The organism is Angustibacter sp. Root456, from assembly GCF_001426435.1.
GTDB lineage: Bacteria > Actinomycetota > Actinomycetes > Actinomycetales > Angustibacteraceae > Angustibacter.
Map to the genome: position 1 here is coordinate 26,009 of NZ_LMER01000016.1, position 14,037 is coordinate 40,045.

Consider the following 14,037-nt stretch of genomic DNA (forward strand, 5'->3'; position numbering starts at 1 on the left):
ATGAGCGCGCCCCTCATCGACCTGTCCGCCGACTCCCTCGACGTCGTCGAGCTGACCCGCGCGCTGTGCGACATCGAGTCGGTCAGCGGACACGAGGGGCCGATCGCCGATGCCGTCGAGGCGGCCCTGCGCGGGCTCGGCCACCTCGAGGTGCTGCGCGACGGTGACGCCGTCATCGCGCGGACCCAGCTCGGCCGGGCCGAACGCGTCCTGCTCGCCGGTCACCTCGACACCGTGCCGCTCGCGTCGACGCCGAACCTGCCGGTGCGCGTCGAGGGTGAGCGCCTCATCGGGCGCGGCACCGTCGACATGAAGGGCGGCGTCGCCGTCCAGCTCGCGCTCGCGGCCACCGTGCGCGAGCCCAACCGCGACGTCACGTTCGTGTTCTACGACGGCGAGGAGGTCGAGTCGGCGCGCAACGGCCTCGGCCGCATCGCGCGGACGTCACCCGAGCTGCTGGCCGCCGACTTCGCGGTGCTGCTCGAGCCGACGTCGGCAGGGATCGAGGGTGGCTGCAACGGCACCATCCGGGTCGAGGTGACGGCCACCGGCAAGGCCGCCCACTCGGCGCGGGCCTGGATGGGGCACAACGCGATCCACGAGGCGGCCGTGCTGCTGGGGCGGCTCACGGCCTACGAGCCGCAGGAGGTCGAGGTCGACGGTCTGGTCTACCGCGAGAGCCTGGGCGCGGTGCGCATCGAGGGCGGCGTGGCGGGCAACGTGATCCCCGACCGCTGCGTCGTCACGGTGAACTACCGCTTCGCGCCGAGCAAGGACGTCGCGGTCGCCGAGAAGCACCTGCGTGAGCTGTTCACCGGCTACGAGGTCGTCGTCACGGACGCGGCCGGCGGGGCGCGGCCCGGACTCGACCGCCCGATGGCGCGCGCGTTCGTGGAGGCCATCGGTGCCGAGCCGCTGCCGAAGTACGGCTGGACCGACGTCGCGCGCTTCAGCGAGCTCGACGTGCCCGCCGTGAACTACGGCCCCGGCGACCCCCTGAAGGCGCACGCCGATGACGAGTTCGTGAACGGCGAGGAGGTGCGCCGGTGCCTGCAGGCGCTCACCGCCTGGCTGGCATAGCGTTCGGGGCATGACGAGCGAGCAGCGGTCGTACCGCCAGGGCCCGGTGACCCTGCGCGGGCACCTCGTACCCGGAAGCACCACCGACCAGCACCTGCTCGACACGCGCGGCTCGACCAGCTGGGTGCACGAGGACCCGTGGCGGGTCATGCGCATCCAGAGCGAGTTCGTCGAGGGCTTCGGCGCTCTCGCCGAGCTCGGTCGGGCGGTGAGCGTGTTCGGGTCGGCGCGCGTGGTGCCCGGCACTCCGACGTACGAGCTGGGCGTCGAGGTGGGGCGGCGCCTGGCCGAGGCCGGCTACGCCGTGATCACGGGCGGAGGCCCGGGCACGATGGAGGCGGCCAACCGCGGCGCGGCCGAAGCCGGCGGCGTGTCGGTGGGCCTCGGCATCGAGCTGCCCTTCGAGCAGGGCCTGAACGAGTTCGTCGACCTCGGCATCAACTTCCGGTACTTCTTCGCGCGCAAGACGATGTTCGTGAAGTACGCCGAGGGGTTCGTGGTGCTGCCGGGCGGCTTCGGCACGTGCGACGAGCTGTTCGAGGCGCTCACGCTCGTGCAGACCCGCAAGGTCACGAGCTTCCCGATCGTGCTGCTCGGCACGAGCTACTGGGGCGGGCTCATCGACTGGATGCGCCAGGCGGCTCTCGACCACGGCACGGTGAACGAGCGCGACATCGACCTGCTCACCGTGACCGACGACGTCGAGTACGCCGTGCAGGTGATCGTCGAGGCCAACGACGGCTTGGGGGAGACGAGCGGCGTCGAACCGGTGGACACCGCCGGCAGCGCGGGGTGACCATGAGCCATGACGGTCTCGCCGCTGCCGCACCGCGGCACGGTGCTGCTCGGGCGCGACGCCGCGGGCCGGGCGCTGCGGGTCAGCTCGCACCCTGAGGCCGGTCGCGTCGTGCTGTCGATCTGGCAGGACACCACGTGCGTCGCGACGGTGCGGCTGGCGAGCGAGGACGTGCCCGAGCTCGTGCGCGCGCTCAGTGCCGCCCTCGTGCCCGCGGCGGGCCAGGCGGCAGCGGCAGGCTGACGACGACGACCTCGATGTCGCTCGTCCCGCCCGTCGGTAGCGCGTGACACCATGACCGCGTGACCCTGCTCCAGATCCTCATCGTGCTCGCCGTCGTGGCGGGCGTCGGCGCGGTGGCGGCCGGCGTCGTCCGCGGAGGGCTGCCGGACGCCGAGTCCAGCGTGCCCGAGGCGCCGCTGCCGGACGGGCCGGTCACGGTCGACGACGTGTCGGCCGTGCGGTTCTCGGTGGGCCTGCGGGGCTACCGCATGAACGAGGTCGACGCGGTGCTCGACCGCCTCAGCAACGCGCTGGCCGAGCGCGACGCCGAGATCGAGCGGCTGCGGAACGCCTGATGACGCGGGTGCGGGTCGATCGCGACGTCGCCGCGTCGGCGCACCAGGTGTGGGCGCTGCTCACCGACTGGCCCTCGCACGGCCGCTGGGTGCCGCTCACGCGCGTGCGCACGACGTCGGCGCGGCCGGACGGTGTGGGAGCGTCGTTCGTGGGCCGCACGGCGGTGGGCCCCCTGGGTTTCGACGACCCCATGACCGTGACCCTCTGGCAGCCGCCGACGGCTGTCGAGCCCGGCCGCTGCACCGTCCGCAAGAGCGGGCGGGTCGTGCTGGGTGAGGCCGGCTTCGTGGTCGAGCCCGTGGGTGCCACGCGGTGCCGGTTGACGTGGGTGGAGGACATCGAGGTGGCAGGTGTGCGCCGCTTGCCGTTCGCGGGCGCGGTGACCCGCTGGGCGGGCGCCCGGGCGTTCGGGGCAATGCTGCGCAAGGTGGCGCGCGAGGCCGAGCGCGCATGACGTCGCTGGTCGTCGGCGACGACGGCCTCGCGCGCTGCGCCTGGGCCGGCAGCACCCCCGACTACACCGCCTACCACGACGCCGAGTGGGGGCAGCAGGTGCGCGGCGAGCGCGCGCTGTTCGAGCGCATCACGTTGGAGGCGTTCCAGTCCGGCCTCTCGTGGCTGACCATCCTGCGCAAGCGTGAGGCGTTCCGCACGGCCTTCGCCGGCTTCGACGCCGACGTCGTCGCCCGCTTCGACGACGACGACGTCGCCCGACTGATGGCCGACGCGGCGATCGTGCGCAACCACGCGAAGATCCGCGCTGCCGTCACGAACGCACGCGCCGTCGTCGACCTGCGCGCCGACGGTGGGCTCGACGCTCTCGTGTGGGCGTACCAGCCGGCCCGCCGGCCACGTCGCCTGCCGGCGCTGAGCGACGTCCCGGCCGTCACGCCGGAGTCGACCGCGCTGTCCAAAGCGTTGAAGCGCAAGGGTTTCGTGTTCGTCGGGCCCACCACCGCCTACGCCGCCATGCAGGCCTGCGGACTGGTCGACGACCACGTCGAGGGTTGCCACGTGACCGCTGCATGAGCGTCACGACCCGTCCGTCCAGCCGTCCGCTCGCCCGCGTGCGCGGCCTGCCGGACGTCGCGAAGCTCCTCGCCGTGTACGTCGCCACGCGCGTGTGGGGCGCGGTGTTCATCGCGCGTGCCGCCACCGAGCAGGCACCGAGCATCTGGACGGGGCCGCACTCGAACTACTTCGACATGGCCCAGCTCTGGGACGCGCAGTGGTACAAGATCATCGCCGAGAGCGGCTACCCCGACGGCCTGCCCGTCGACCAGCTGGGCAACGTCCAGCAGAACCCCTGGGCGTTCTTCCCCGGCTTCCCGTACACCGTCAAGGCCGTCATGGCCGTCACCGGCCTGCCGTTCTCGCCCGCCGCGGTCGCGCTCAACCTGGTGCTGGGCGCGTGCGCCGTCTACGTCGTGATGAAGGTGCTGCAGCGCGTCGCCGGTCGTCGGGTCGGTCTGTGGGGTGCGGTGCTCCTCTGCGCCTTCCCCGCGGCCCCGGTGCTGCAGATCGGCTACAGCGAGAGCCTGGCCCTGCTGCTGCTCGCGCTGGCCACCTGGTGGCTGCTCGAGCGGCGCTACGGCTGGTCGGCGCTCGCCGTCCTGGCGCTGGCGCTCACGCGACCCATCGTCGCGCCGTTCGCCGTGGTCGTGCTCGTGCACCTCGTGGTGCGGTGGCGCGCCCGCGCCCGCGCCCGCGGCCGCGAGCCGTTCCCGGCCGGGCAGGCGCTGCAGGTGGTCGGGCTCGGGCTGCTGAGCGCGGCGTCGAGCCTGCTGTGGCCCGCGCTGGTCGGCCTGGCCGTAGGCTCGGCCGACGCCTACGAGCGCACCCAGGCGGCGTGGCGCAGCGGGGGCGTCGTCCAGCCGTTCCACCAGGCGCTCGGCATCGCCCGGCTGCTGTGGGGCGACCGCGGCCCGTGGTACCTCGCGCTCGGCGCCGTGGTGCTCGTGGCCGTCGTGCTCTCGCCGTGGGGACGCCGGGTAGGCCCCGAGCTGCAGGCCTGGACCCTCGCCTACCCCGCCTACCTGCTGGCGGTCACCGAGCCGTGGACCAGCACCTTCCGGTACCTGCTGATGCTGTTCCCGCTGTGGGCGATCGTGGCCGCCGCGCTGCGCTCACGGTGGCTGCTGGCCGCGCTCGCCCTCGTCGGCCTGTGGTGGCAGGTGCACTGGATCGACGACCTGCTGCTCTTCCACCCGCCCACCGACTTCCCGCCGTGAGGCTCAGCGGCCCAGGAAGGTCGGCGGCTGCTTGGCCACGAACGCCTCGACCGCGCGCTGGTGGTCGCCGCTGGCGCCCGTGAGGTCCATCAGCTGCGCCTCGTGCTCCAGCGACTCGGCGAGGTCGTGGGTCGCCGAGAAGACGACGGCCCGGCGGATCGAGGCGTAGGCCAGCGTCGGCCCGGCGGCCAGCTGCTGGGCCAGCTCGGCCGCCGCGGCCGGCAGCTCGTCGTCCGGCACGACGCGGGTGGCCAGGCCCAGCTCGAGGGCCTCCTGCGCGCGCACGGTGCGCGGGAACAGCAGGAGGTCCTTGGCCTTGGCGACGCCGACGAGGCGCGGCAGCCACCACGACGACCCGGAGTCGCACGACAGCGCGATGGCGCTGAACGCGAGGTTGAAGCCGCCGCTCTCGGCCACGAGCCGCACGTCGGCGGCGAACGCGAACGACGCCCCGGCGCCCGCCGCGACGCCGTTCACCGCGGCGATCACGGGCTTGGGCATGGTCGCGATGAGCGTCGCGATGGGGTTGTAGTGCTCGCGCACGGTGGAGCCGAGGGCGAACGACGACGCGTCGTCGCCGGAGCCGGCGGCGCGCAGGTCGGCCACGTGCTCGCGCAGGTCCTGACCGGCGCTGAAGGCGCGGCCGGTGCCGGTGAGGACGACGGCGCGCACCTCGGGGTCGTCGGCGACGCTCTGCAGCGCCCCCAGCAGCGCCACCTTGGTGGCGCGGTCGAGGGAGTTCATCGCCTCGGGCCGCAGCAGGCGGATCGTGGCCACCGCACCGTCGCGGACGGTCTCGACGGGAGCAGCGGGGGGCTGCTGCTCGGCAGGCTGGCTGGTGGCGTCGCTCACGGTCACGGTCCTCGTCGTCGGGGGTCGTCGGGTGGTCCGGCGTGCATGATCACGGCGGGTGGAGTGATCACGATTTCCACCCACGGCGATCACGCGGGATACTAGGCCCTGGCTACTCGCCGTGACCGCTCACCACCCTGGCGGTCAGCGGCGTCCGCGAACAGCGAAAGGGGTCGGCGAATGGCCGCCATGAAGCCCAGGACTGGGGACGGTCCGCTCGAGGTGACCAAGGAAGGTCGCGACATCGTCATGCGCATGCCGCTTGACGGCGGCGGCCGGCTGGTGGTCGAGATGACCCCCGACGAGGCCAACGCGCTCGGTGACGCGCTCAAGGGTGCGACCGCCTGAGCCGACGGGTTCACGCCCTCCGACCGGGCCCCTCCCCTCGCGGGGAGGGGCCCGGTCGTGCGTCCAGGGGAAGGTCATAGGGTCGGAGGCGTCCCAGCACCGGCCCGCAGCGGGCCGACCCGGGCGACGAAGCATGAAGCTGAAGCATCAGATCGAGGCGTGAAACCGAGGCGTGAAGGAGGCGTGGTGCGCGCTCCCCGCATCAGAGCGGCTGGCGGCAAGCTGGCCGACGTCGTGCGTGACGGCGGTGGGCCGGTCGACGTCCTGGCTCTGCCCGTGGGCAGCGGGGACGACGGTCCGCAGGCCACGGTCGGCGTCGTCGAGGTCGCGCACCTGCTGGGCGTCGACCTGGAGGCCACCTTCACGCGCGAGCGCTTCCGTGGCGCGGAGGCGGAGGTCGTGCGCGTGCCGTGGGCGCCGGGTCCGACGTCCCCGAACGTCGAGCGGGTGGTGCTCGTCGGCGTGGGACGCGGCGAGGCGTCGTCGGTGCGCCTCGCGGCCGCGGCGCTCGCGCGTCAGCACCGCGGGCTCGACCGGATGGTCACCACGCTCGGGTCGGCGGGCAGCGCGCAGGCCCGCGCCATGGTCGAGGGGTTCGTGCTGGGCTCGTACACACCGCCGCGCTCAGGGGTGTCCGAGGGCCCGCGTCCGCCGCTGCGCCGCGTCGACGTCGTGGGCCGGGTGGCCACCGCAGACCTCGAGCAGGCGCTCGTCGTGGCCGAGGCGGCCGTGCTGGCCCGCGACCTCGCCCAGACGCCGTCGTCCACCAAGGGCCCGGCGTGGGTGGCCGGCAGGGCGCGTCGGGTCGCCGCCGAGGTGGGGCTCACCTGCACCGTGCGCGACCACAAGCAGCTGCGCGACCAGGGCTTCGGTGGCCTGCTGGCCGTCGGAGGGGCTGCCCAGCGGCCACCGCGGCTCGTCGAGCTCGGCTACACGCCGGCCGAGACCACCGCCCGCACGCCGCACGTGGTGCTCGTGGGCAAGGGGATCACCTTCGACACCGGAGGCATCTCGCTCAAGCCGCGCGAGTCGATGATCTCGATGAAGACCGACATGACCGGCGCGGGTGTGGTGCTCGCCGTTCTCAAGGCATGCGCGCAGCTCGGGGTGCGGGCCCGCGTCACCGGCCTGCTGCCGCTGGCCGAGAACGCGATCGGCGCGGGGTCGTACCGGCCCGGCGACGTCGTCCGGCACTACGGCGGCACCACCACCGAGATCCGCAACACCGACGCCGAGGGCCGCCTGGTGATGGCCGACGCGCTCGCCTACGCCGACGAGCACCTCGACCCCGACGTGGTGGTCGACATCGCCACGCTCACCGGCGCCGCGACCCAGGGCCTCGGGCGCACGCACGCGGCGCTGTACGCGAACGACGACCGGCTGGCCGCCGCCTTCGAGCAGGCCGGGGAGGCCAGCGACGAGCGGGTGTGGCGCATGCCGCTGGCTGACGACTACCGCTCGGCCATCGCCTCCGACGTCGCCGACGTGTGCCAGATCGCCACGGTCAAGGGCGTCGGCGGCGGCTCGATCATCGCGGCGCTGTTCCTGCGCGAGTTCGTCGGCGACCGGCGCTGGGTGCACCTCGACATCGCCGGTACGGGCCGCAGCGAGCGCGACGCGGGCGTGCTCAGTCGCGGCGGCACCGGCTACGGCGTCCGGCTCATCGTGCGCTGGCTCGAGAAGCTGCGCTGACCCTCACCTGCTGCGAAGGAGCTCTCATGCACGGACTCACGGTGCGCTGGTCGCTGACCGACGCCGGCCCCGACGTCGCGCAGCAGCTGCGCGAGTACGTCTGCGGGACGTCGCTGGCGCGCTTCACCGGCATGGACGGCCTGGCCTTCAAGACCTGGCGGATGCGCGAGGGCGAGTGGTTCGAAGGCACCTACGTGTGGGCGACGGCGCAGGCGCGCGACGCGTTCGCCGAGCAGTTCGCCGGCACCGGGGCTGACAACCCCGGATCGCAGCTGATCGGCAGCGCGCCGGCCCTCATCGAGCCGTTCGAGGTCGTGGCCGTCGCCGAGGGTGGCGCGGGCTTCACGGCCGGCCCCGGCCCGGCGTCCGCCTGACCGCAGATACCCGCCAAGAACCGGCGCGCAGACCCCTCGCAGGGCCGGCACAGCCGGACTTCGGCGGGTAACTGCGGGTGAGCCGGCTGGGCTAGCGGACGACGGCGAGCAGCAGGCCGTCGCCGGTGGGCAGCAGCGCGGGCACGAGCCGCTCGTCGGCGCGCACCCGCTTGCCCAGCTCGCGGATCGCCGTCGTGGTCTCGTCGCGCTGCGCCGGGTCGGCCACCTTGTCGTGCCACAGGGCGTTGTCGAAGGCCACCACGCCACCGCGCCGCAGCAGCCGCACCGCCTGCTCGAGGTAGTCGTCGTACTCGGGCTTGGCCGCGTCGCAGAGCACGAGGTCGTAGGCGCCGTCCGTGAGGCGCGGCAGCACGTCGAGCGCCCGGCCCGTGATGACCCGCGCCCGGTTGCTCGCCACGCCGGCCTCCGCGTACGCCTCACGCGCAGCGCGCTGGTGCTCCGGTTCGACGTCGATGGTGGTGAGCACGCCGTCGGCGGGCATGCCCTGCAGCAGCCACAGGCCGGAGACACCCGCGCCGGTGCCGATCTCGACCACCGAGCGCGCGGGCAGGCTCGCCGCCAGCAGCCGCAGGGCCGCGCCGACGCCGGGGCTCACCGGGGTGCAGCCGAGCTCCTCGCCCCGCGCGCGGGCGCGCTCGATGACGTCGTCCTCGGCGATGAAGGCCTCGGCGTAAGCCCACGTGGCCGGCTTCTGACCGCTGATGACGACCTCCCAGGTCGTGAAGGAATGGTGCGAACCGCGACCACCACCCTAGTGCCGGGAACCGGGCACCCGGCCGGAGCGTTGACCGGTCGACTGCGGCAACCGGGCCGCCAATTCGGTGATCGGGGCGAGACAGGGGATCATGGTAGGGACGCTGAACGTCGTTCGGTCCGGAGGTGACGCCATGGGCGAGACCTCACCCGAGCGCGCCCCGTGGACTCCTCCGACGTGGGAGGAGGTCGTGCGCGAGCACTCCGGCCGCGTCTACCGCCTCGCCTACCGGCTCACCGGCAACGTCCACGACGCCGAGGACCTCACGCAAGAGGTCTTCGTCCGGGTCTTCCGCAGCCTGTCGTCGTACACGCCCGGCACCTTCGAGGGCTGGCTGCACCGCATCACCACCAACCTGTTCCTCGACGGCGTGCGCCGCAAGAAGCGCATCCGCTTCGACGCCCTCGCCGACGACGCGCACGACCGCCTCGCCGGCCGCGAGCCCGACCCGTCCCACGTGTACGACGACACGCACCTGGACGACGACGTGCAGGCCGCGCTCGACGCCCTGGCCCCGCAGTTCCGGGCCGCCGTCGTGCTGTGCGACATCGAGGGTCTGAGCTACGAGGAGGTCGCGGTCACGCTGGGGGTCAAGCTCGGCACCGTGCGCTCGCGCATCCACCGCGGCCGCGCCCAGCTGCGCGAGGCCCTCGCCCACCGCCGGCGCCCCGGCACCGAGGTGGCCAGCGAGGGCACGGCACCGTTCAGCGAGCTCGGGGAGGGGGCGTCGTGATCTCCCGCAGCACCTCGACTCCCTGCCTCGGCGAGCGGGTCTCGGCCCTGGCCGATGGCTCGCTGCGCGACGACGTGCGCGACCGCGCGCTCGCGCACACGCTCACCTGCCGCGCCTGCCGTGACGCGCTCGACGTCGAGCGGCTGACCATCGAGCGGCTGCACTCGCTGCCCCAGCCCCAGCCGTCGGCCGGGCTCATGGCCGCGCTGTACTCCCTGGGAGAGCCGGGGGACCCGGTGCCCCCGCGCTTCGGCCCCGGCCCGGGCATGCCACGACCCACACCGGTGCCGCTCGTGCCACCCACCTACCCGCCTCCCACCTACCCGCCGCGCGCCGGTTCTCCCGGCACCGGCCCGACCGCGCGGCCGGGCGGCTCGCGGCGTCCGGCCGGCGTCGGCGCGCGGGCCCGGCGCACGCGCACGTTCGTCGTGGCCGCCGGCGCCCTGGGCATGGGCTTCGTGGCCGCGGGCGTGCTGACGGCGGGCGCGTCGTCGTCCGGACCCACCACCCGGACGCCGGTCGCCCAGCTCACCGTGCAGCCCTCGCCGCGACTGCAGCCGGGCGGCGGGTTCGCCGGCGGCAGCGTGCTCAACGCCGGCTTCGTGCCGGTCATGCCGTCGGCGCGCACCGGGGGCGGCTGGGGTACCGCGGCCGACCGCTTCGACGCGCCCGCCGCGCGCGGCGTCGTCGCCCACCAGGCCGTCGTGGCGCTCGCCGGGCACTGAGCCCGTGCGTCCGGGGCCGTCGCGCAGCGCCGCGGGGGATAGGGAAGGATCGTGGGCGACCGTCCCACGCCGTGGGGGTGCGTGCCGCGTGAAGGAGCCTCGATGAGCCAGCCGCCGTCCGGTGACGCGCCGTCGCGTGAGGAGCCGCACCAGCCGCAGCAGCCGGACCAGCCGCAGCAGCCGGACCAGCCGCACGAGCCGCAGTGGTGGACGCCCGGTCACCCTGGTGAGCCCGACCCGCCGGTGCCGTCCCCGCACGACGCGCCGCAGCCGCAGCCCCAGCCCCAGCCCCAGCCGCAGCCCCAGCCGCAGCCCCAGCCGCAGCCTCCGTACGGCCCCGCGGCCCACGGCGTGCCGCACCCGTACGGCGACACGGCCGTCGTCCCGGTGAGCTGGCAGACGCCCGGCGACGGCCTCGGACGCCCGGCACCCGAGCCCTCCCGCCTGCCCGTCGCAGCGATCGTCGCCGGCGCCGTGTTGCTGGCGCTGGTGGCCGGCCTGCTCGGGGGAGCGGCCGGGGGCTGGTGGTCGGCACGCGCCGGGCTCGGCCAGCCCAACCGCTCGGTGTCGCTGCCGACGCCCACGCCGGGCACGACGTCGCGGTCGTCGTCGTCGATCGCGGGCGTGGCGCAGAAGGTGCTGCCCAGCGTCGTGTCGATCGAGGTGCGTGGCGCGGACGGCGCAGGCACCGGCTCGGGCTTCGTGATCCGCTCCGACGGCTACATCGTCACCAACAACCACGTCGTCGCGGGGGCGAAGGGCGGCGGCACCATCACGGTGGTGTTCCCCGACGGCTCGCACGAGCCGGCCAAGGTCGTCGGCTCCGACGCGTCGTACGACCTGGCGGCGTTGAAGGTGGCCCGCACCGGCCTCCCGGCGCTGGAGTTCGGCGACTCCGACTCGGTCGTGGTGGGCGACGAGGTCATCGCGATCGGCGCGCCGCTCGGCCTGCAGGGCACGGTGACCACCGGCATCGTCAGCGCGCTCAACCGGCCGGTGTCGGCGGGTGAGAGCGACTCCGCGCCCGCCTTCATCAACGCGATCCAGACCGACGCCGCGATCAACCCCGGCAACTCCGGCGGCCCGCTGGTGAACCTGCAGGGCCAGGTGATCGCCGTCAACTCCGCCATCGCGCGCGTGCCCGGCACGGGCGCCCTCGGCGGGCAGTCGGGCAACATCGGCCTCGGCTTCGCCATCCCGAGCCAGCAGGCGCGCCGCACGGTCGAGCAGCTCATCCAGACCGGCAAGGCCGAGCACCCGATCATCGGCGTGCTGCTCGACCGCACCTACACCGGTGAGGGCGTGCGCGTGGCCAGTGAGTCGCAGGCGGGTCAACCCCCGGTGAGCCCGGGCGGCCCCGCCGACAAGGCGGGCATCAAGCCAGGTGACGTGATCACGAAGTTCAACGGCCGCCCGATGAGCGACTCCGACGCGCTCGTGGTCGCGATCCGCTCGCAGGCGCCCGGGGACGTGGTCACGCTGACCGTGCGGTCGGGTGGCAAGGAGCGCACGGTGAAGATGACTTTGCAGGCCTCCAGCGACTGACCCGGCGCCAGGGGGGATGATGGAGTCGTGTTCGACATCAACGGCGGCGAGTTCCTCATCCTCGTGGTGGTCGCGCTCGTCGTGCTCGGCCCTGAGCGGCTGCCGCAGTACGCCCAGCAGCTGGGCCGACTAGTGCGCGAGGCGCGCGGCTTCGCCGTCCGCGCTCGCGAGCAGGTGCGCACCGAGATGGGCGAGGAGTTCGACGACGTCGACTGGAAGGCCCTGGACCCGCGGCAGTACGACCCGCGGCGGATCGTGCGCGAGGCCCTGCTGGACGGCGACGACGACCCGTTCGGGCTGAACGACGTCAAGCAGCCCACGGCGCGCATGCAGGCCGCCGATGACACCAGCGACCTGACGTCGTCCGAGGGTGCGGCCTCACCACGGGGCACGGCGCCGTCGAGTGCCTTCGACGCCGACGCGACCTGACCGGCGCGGGCCGGCGCGTGGCTAGCGGCCGGTGGGAGTGAGGCCGAGCGAGCGGCCCGACAGCCCACGCGCCCGCCGGCTCAGCGTGCGCGCCACGCCGCGCAGCGCCACGGCCGCAGCCGAGTCGGGTGCGGAGAGCACCACCGGCGCGCCGGAGTCGCCGCCCTCGCGCAGCGCGACATCGAGGGGGACCTGCCCGAGCAGCGGCACCGGCGCGCCCACCGAACGGGTCAGGGAGTCGGCGACGGCCTGGCCACCACCGGCACCGAAGAGCTCGACGCGCGAGCCGTCGGGCTGCTCGAGCCACGACATGTTCTCGATCACGCCGACGATCTGCTGGTGCGTCTGCAGCGCGATCGCGCCGGCGCGCTCGGCCACCTCGGCGGCCGCGCGCTGCGGCGTGGTGACCACGAGGATCTCGGCGTTCGGGATGAGCTGGGCCACCGAGATGGCGATGTCGCCGGTGCCGGGCGGCAGGTCGAGCAGCAGGACGTCGAGGTCGCCCCAGAAGACGTCGGACAGGAACTGCTGCAGCGCGCGGTGCAGCATCGGGCCGCGCCACACCACCGGCTGGTTGGCGGGCACGAACATGCCGATCGAGATGACCTTCACGCCCAGCGACTGCGGCGGCAGGATCATGTCGTCGACCTGGGTCGGCCGCTGCTCGACGCCGAGCATGCGCGGCACCGAGAAGCCGTAGATGTCGGCGTCGACCACGCCGACCCGCAGTCCGTCGGCCGCCATCGCCGCGGCGAGGTTCACGGTGACCGACGACTTGCCGACGCCGCCCTTGCCGGACGCCACCGCGTACACGCGCGTCAGCGACCCGGCCTTGGCGAACGGCACCTCGCGCTCGGCCTGGCCGCCGCGCAGCTGCTCGCGCAGCGCTCGGCGCTGGTCGTCGGACATGACGTCGAGGTCGACCTTGACCTCACGCACGCCCTCGAGCGCTCCGACAGCCGCGGTGACGTCGCGGGTGATGGTCTCCTTGAGCGGGCAGCCCGAGACCGTGAGGAACACCCCGACGGTCACCAACCCGTCGTCGGACACGACCACGTCGCGCACCATGCCCAGCTCGGTGATGGGCTTGTTGATCTCGGGGTCGTTGACGCTCGACAGCGCGGCGAGGAACTCGTCCTGGGTGGGCAGTGCCATGCCCCGATGCTAGGCGCCGACCACCGACCCTTCCCGCGCAGGGTCGGACGGCCCCTTGAACGCCGCAATGCCTCAGTTGCTCACCGACTGACCGGATCTGTCCCGGTGCGCGGTGAGGTTCCCCTAAGGTGGCGGTCGTGGACCCGGGGACCTCACGCACGACCGCAGACTCGATGAGTGCAGAAGGCGACGTCATCGACCGCCTCGACACCCAGCCGGTGCGGCGCCGGCCCGCGGACGACGAGCTGTTCGCCTGGCGGGCCTTCCTGCGAGCGCACGCGACGGTCGTCCGCCGGCTCGAAGCCGACCTGATGGCGGGGCACGGCGTGCCCCTGGCCGTCTACGACGTCATGGTGCAGCTCGTGGAGGCGCCGGGTCACCGCCTGCGGATGACCGACCTCGCGAGCCGGGTGCTGCTCTCGCGCAGCGGTGTCACCCGCCTGGTCGACCGCATGGTCCGCGACGGTCACGTGCGACGTGAGGCCGACCCGCAGGACGCCCGCGGGGTGCTCGCGGTGCTCACCGACGCGGGCTTCGAGCGGCTCAAGGCCGCCTCGCCGACGCACCTCGACGGCATCACGCGGTACGTCGTCGACCGGCTCTCCGTCGAGGAGCTGCAGGCCTGGGGTGCGGCCAGCGCTCGCCTGGCCGACAGCGACGGGTCGCCGGGAGGCGAGGACGGCGAGGGCTGCGGCTAGTCGGTTAGGCGGCTAGTCGGTTAGG

The 14,037-nt window shown here is 73.9% G+C and carries 18 protein-coding genes; 15 read left to right on the plus strand and 3 right to left on the minus strand.

The window, feature by feature from the left end; all coding sequences use genetic code 11:
• Genes dapE through ASD06_RS10055 form a run of 7 tightly spaced genes read left to right on the plus strand, consistent with a single transcriptional unit; the run spans window position 1 to window position 4,686 of the window.
• Window positions 1-1,080 carry a succinyl-diaminopimelate desuccinylase gene (gene dapE / locus ASD06_RS10025; RefSeq protein WP_056676611.1) on the plus strand — a complete coding sequence of 360 codons (1,080 nt, stop codon included), beginning with the start codon at window positions 1-3 and terminating at the stop codon, window positions 1,078-1,080.
• Window positions 1,081-1,090: 10 nt separating this feature from the next.
• On the plus strand, window positions 1,091-1,876 hold the full coding sequence (locus tag ASD06_RS10030; RefSeq protein ID WP_056676615.1) for a TIGR00730 family Rossman fold protein: 786 nt from the start codon (window positions 1,091-1,093) through the stop codon (window positions 1,874-1,876).
• Window positions 1,877-1,885: 9 nt separating this feature from the next.
• Window positions 1,886-2,119 carry a hypothetical protein gene (locus ASD06_RS10035; protein WP_056676618.1) on the plus strand — a complete coding sequence of 78 codons (234 nt, stop codon included), beginning with the start codon at window positions 1,886-1,888 and terminating at the stop codon, window positions 2,117-2,119.
• A 59-nt stretch (window positions 2,120-2,178) separates the two neighbouring features.
• Complete coding sequence (locus ASD06_RS10040; protein WP_056676620.1) at window positions 2,179-2,454, plus strand: DivIVA domain-containing protein; 276 nt, start codon at window positions 2,179-2,181, stop codon at window positions 2,452-2,454.
• Window positions 2,454-2,909 (plus strand): SRPBCC family protein, encoded by a 456-nt coding sequence (locus tag ASD06_RS10045; RefSeq protein ID WP_056676623.1) that lies wholly within the window; start codon window positions 2,454-2,456, stop codon window positions 2,907-2,909. Before ASD06_RS10040 ends, ASD06_RS10045 begins: the two co-directional genes overlap by 1 nt.
• On the plus strand, window positions 2,906-3,484 hold the full coding sequence (locus ASD06_RS10050; protein WP_056676626.1) for a DNA-3-methyladenine glycosylase I: 579 nt from the start codon (window positions 2,906-2,908) through the stop codon (window positions 3,482-3,484). The genes ASD06_RS10045 and ASD06_RS10050 overlap by 4 nt, the downstream gene beginning before the upstream one ends.
• On the plus strand, window positions 3,481-4,686 hold the full coding sequence (locus ASD06_RS10055; RefSeq protein ID WP_056676629.1) for a hypothetical protein: 1,206 nt from the start codon (window positions 3,481-3,483) through the stop codon (window positions 4,684-4,686). The genes ASD06_RS10050 and ASD06_RS10055 overlap by 4 nt, the downstream gene beginning before the upstream one ends.
• A 3-nt stretch (window positions 4,687-4,689) precedes the next feature.
• On the opposite strand, the gene ASD06_RS10060 is transcribed toward ASD06_RS10055, so the two are convergent.
• Window positions 4,690-5,538 carry an enoyl-CoA hydratase-related protein gene (locus ASD06_RS10060; protein WP_200942032.1) on the minus strand — a complete coding sequence of 283 codons (849 nt, stop codon included), beginning with the start codon at window positions 5,536-5,538 and terminating at the stop codon, window positions 4,690-4,692.
• Between the two features lie 180 nt (window positions 5,539-5,718).
• Between ASD06_RS10060 and ASD06_RS18525 the strand changes: the two genes are divergently transcribed.
• The 3 genes from ASD06_RS18525 (at window position 5,719) to ASD06_RS10070 (ending at window position 7,952) form a co-directional block, all read left to right on the plus strand.
• Window positions 5,719-5,886, plus strand: a complete 168-nt coding sequence (locus ASD06_RS18525; protein ID WP_082537918.1) for a DUF3117 domain-containing protein — start codon at window positions 5,719-5,721, stop codon at window positions 5,884-5,886.
• A gap of 186 nt (window positions 5,887-6,072) precedes the next feature.
• Complete coding sequence (locus ASD06_RS10065; protein ID WP_200942034.1) at window positions 6,073-7,578, plus strand: M17 family metallopeptidase; 1,506 nt, start codon at window positions 6,073-6,075, stop codon at window positions 7,576-7,578.
• Between the two features lie 26 nt (window positions 7,579-7,604).
• Window positions 7,605-7,952: a hypothetical protein gene (locus tag ASD06_RS10070; RefSeq protein WP_056676632.1), complete on the plus strand. Its 348-nt coding sequence runs from the start codon at window positions 7,605-7,607 to the stop codon at window positions 7,950-7,952.
• Between the two features lie 91 nt (window positions 7,953-8,043).
• Here ASD06_RS10070 and ASD06_RS10075 read toward each other — a convergent pair whose 3' ends face one another.
• Window positions 8,044-8,676 (minus strand): O-methyltransferase, encoded by a 633-nt coding sequence (locus ASD06_RS10075; RefSeq protein WP_056676634.1) that lies wholly within the window; start codon window positions 8,674-8,676, stop codon window positions 8,044-8,046.
• Window positions 8,677-8,860: 184 nt separating this feature from the next.
• On the opposite strand from ASD06_RS10075, the gene sigE reads away from it, so the two are divergent.
• The 4 genes from sigE (at window position 8,861) to ASD06_RS10095 (ending at window position 12,159) form a co-directional block, all read left to right on the plus strand.
• On the plus strand, window positions 8,861-9,460 hold the full coding sequence (sigE, locus tag ASD06_RS10080; protein WP_235502299.1) for an RNA polymerase sigma factor SigE: 600 nt from the start codon (window positions 8,861-8,863) through the stop codon (window positions 9,458-9,460).
• Window positions 9,457-10,185: a zf-HC2 domain-containing protein gene (locus tag ASD06_RS10085; protein WP_056676641.1), complete on the plus strand. Its 729-nt coding sequence runs from the start codon at window positions 9,457-9,459 to the stop codon at window positions 10,183-10,185. Before sigE ends, ASD06_RS10085 begins: the two co-directional genes overlap by 4 nt.
• 102 nt (window positions 10,186-10,287) lie before the next feature.
• Entirely contained in the window at window positions 10,288-11,730 is a 1,443-nt protein-coding gene (locus ASD06_RS10090) for a S1C family serine protease (protein ID WP_082537919.1), read from the plus strand.
• A 27-nt stretch (window positions 11,731-11,757) separates the two neighbouring features.
• Window positions 11,758-12,159, plus strand: coding sequence for a twin-arginine translocase TatA/TatE family subunit (locus tag ASD06_RS10095; protein WP_056676644.1), 402 nt, complete (start codon window positions 11,758-11,760; stop codon window positions 12,157-12,159).
• Window positions 12,160-12,180: 21 nt separating this feature from the next.
• Here ASD06_RS10095 and ASD06_RS10100 read toward each other — a convergent pair whose 3' ends face one another.
• Window positions 12,181-13,314, minus strand: coding sequence for an Mrp/NBP35 family ATP-binding protein (locus ASD06_RS10100; protein ID WP_056676647.1), 1,134 nt, complete (start codon window positions 13,312-13,314; stop codon window positions 12,181-12,183).
• Between the two features lie 173 nt (window positions 13,315-13,487).
• On the opposite strand from ASD06_RS10100, the gene ASD06_RS10105 reads away from it, so the two are divergent.
• Complete coding sequence (locus ASD06_RS10105; protein ID WP_056677133.1) at window positions 13,488-14,012, plus strand: MarR family winged helix-turn-helix transcriptional regulator; 525 nt, start codon at window positions 13,488-13,490, stop codon at window positions 14,010-14,012.
• Window positions 14,013-14,037 lie beyond the last annotated feature (25 nt).

What these genes read in the sequence shown, in the direction of transcription:
- dapE (WP_056676611.1), top strand. Translation starts at nt 1, where the DNA reads ATGAGCGCGCCCCTCATCGACCTGTCCGCCGACTCCCTCGACGTCGTC.
- ASD06_RS10050 (WP_056676626.1), top strand. Translation starts at nt 2,906, where the DNA reads ATGACGTCGCTGGTCGTCGGCGACGACGGCCTCGCGCGCTGCGCCTGG.
- ASD06_RS18525 (WP_082537918.1), top strand. Translation starts at nt 5,719, where the DNA reads ATGGCCGCCATGAAGCCCAGGACTGGGGACGGTCCGCTCGAGGTGACC.
- ASD06_RS10105 (WP_056677133.1), top strand. Translation starts at nt 13,488, where the DNA reads ATGAGTGCAGAAGGCGACGTCATCGACCGCCTCGACACCCAGCCGGTG.
- ASD06_RS10030 (WP_056676615.1), top strand. Translation starts at nt 1,091, where the DNA reads ATGACGAGCGAGCAGCGGTCGTACCGCCAGGGCCCGGTGACCCTGCGC.
- ASD06_RS10045 (WP_056676623.1), top strand. Translation starts at nt 2,454, where the DNA reads ATGACGCGGGTGCGGGTCGATCGCGACGTCGCCGCGTCGGCGCACCAG.
- ASD06_RS10035 (WP_056676618.1), top strand. Translation starts at nt 1,886, where the DNA reads ATGACGGTCTCGCCGCTGCCGCACCGCGGCACGGTGCTGCTCGGGCGC.
- ASD06_RS10070 (WP_056676632.1), top strand. Translation starts at nt 7,605, where the DNA reads ATGCACGGACTCACGGTGCGCTGGTCGCTGACCGACGCCGGCCCCGAC.
- ASD06_RS10090 (WP_082537919.1), top strand. Translation starts at nt 10,288, where the DNA reads ATGAGCCAGCCGCCGTCCGGTGACGCGCCGTCGCGTGAGGAGCCGCAC.
- ASD06_RS10100 (WP_056676647.1), bottom strand. Translation starts at nt 13,314, where the DNA reads ATGGCACTGCCCACCCAGGACGAGTTCCTCGCCGCGCTGTCGAGCGTC.
- sigE (WP_235502299.1), top strand. Translation starts at nt 8,861, where the DNA reads ATGGGCGAGACCTCACCCGAGCGCGCCCCGTGGACTCCTCCGACGTGG.
- ASD06_RS10055 (WP_056676629.1), top strand. Translation starts at nt 3,481, where the DNA reads ATGAGCGTCACGACCCGTCCGTCCAGCCGTCCGCTCGCCCGCGTGCGC.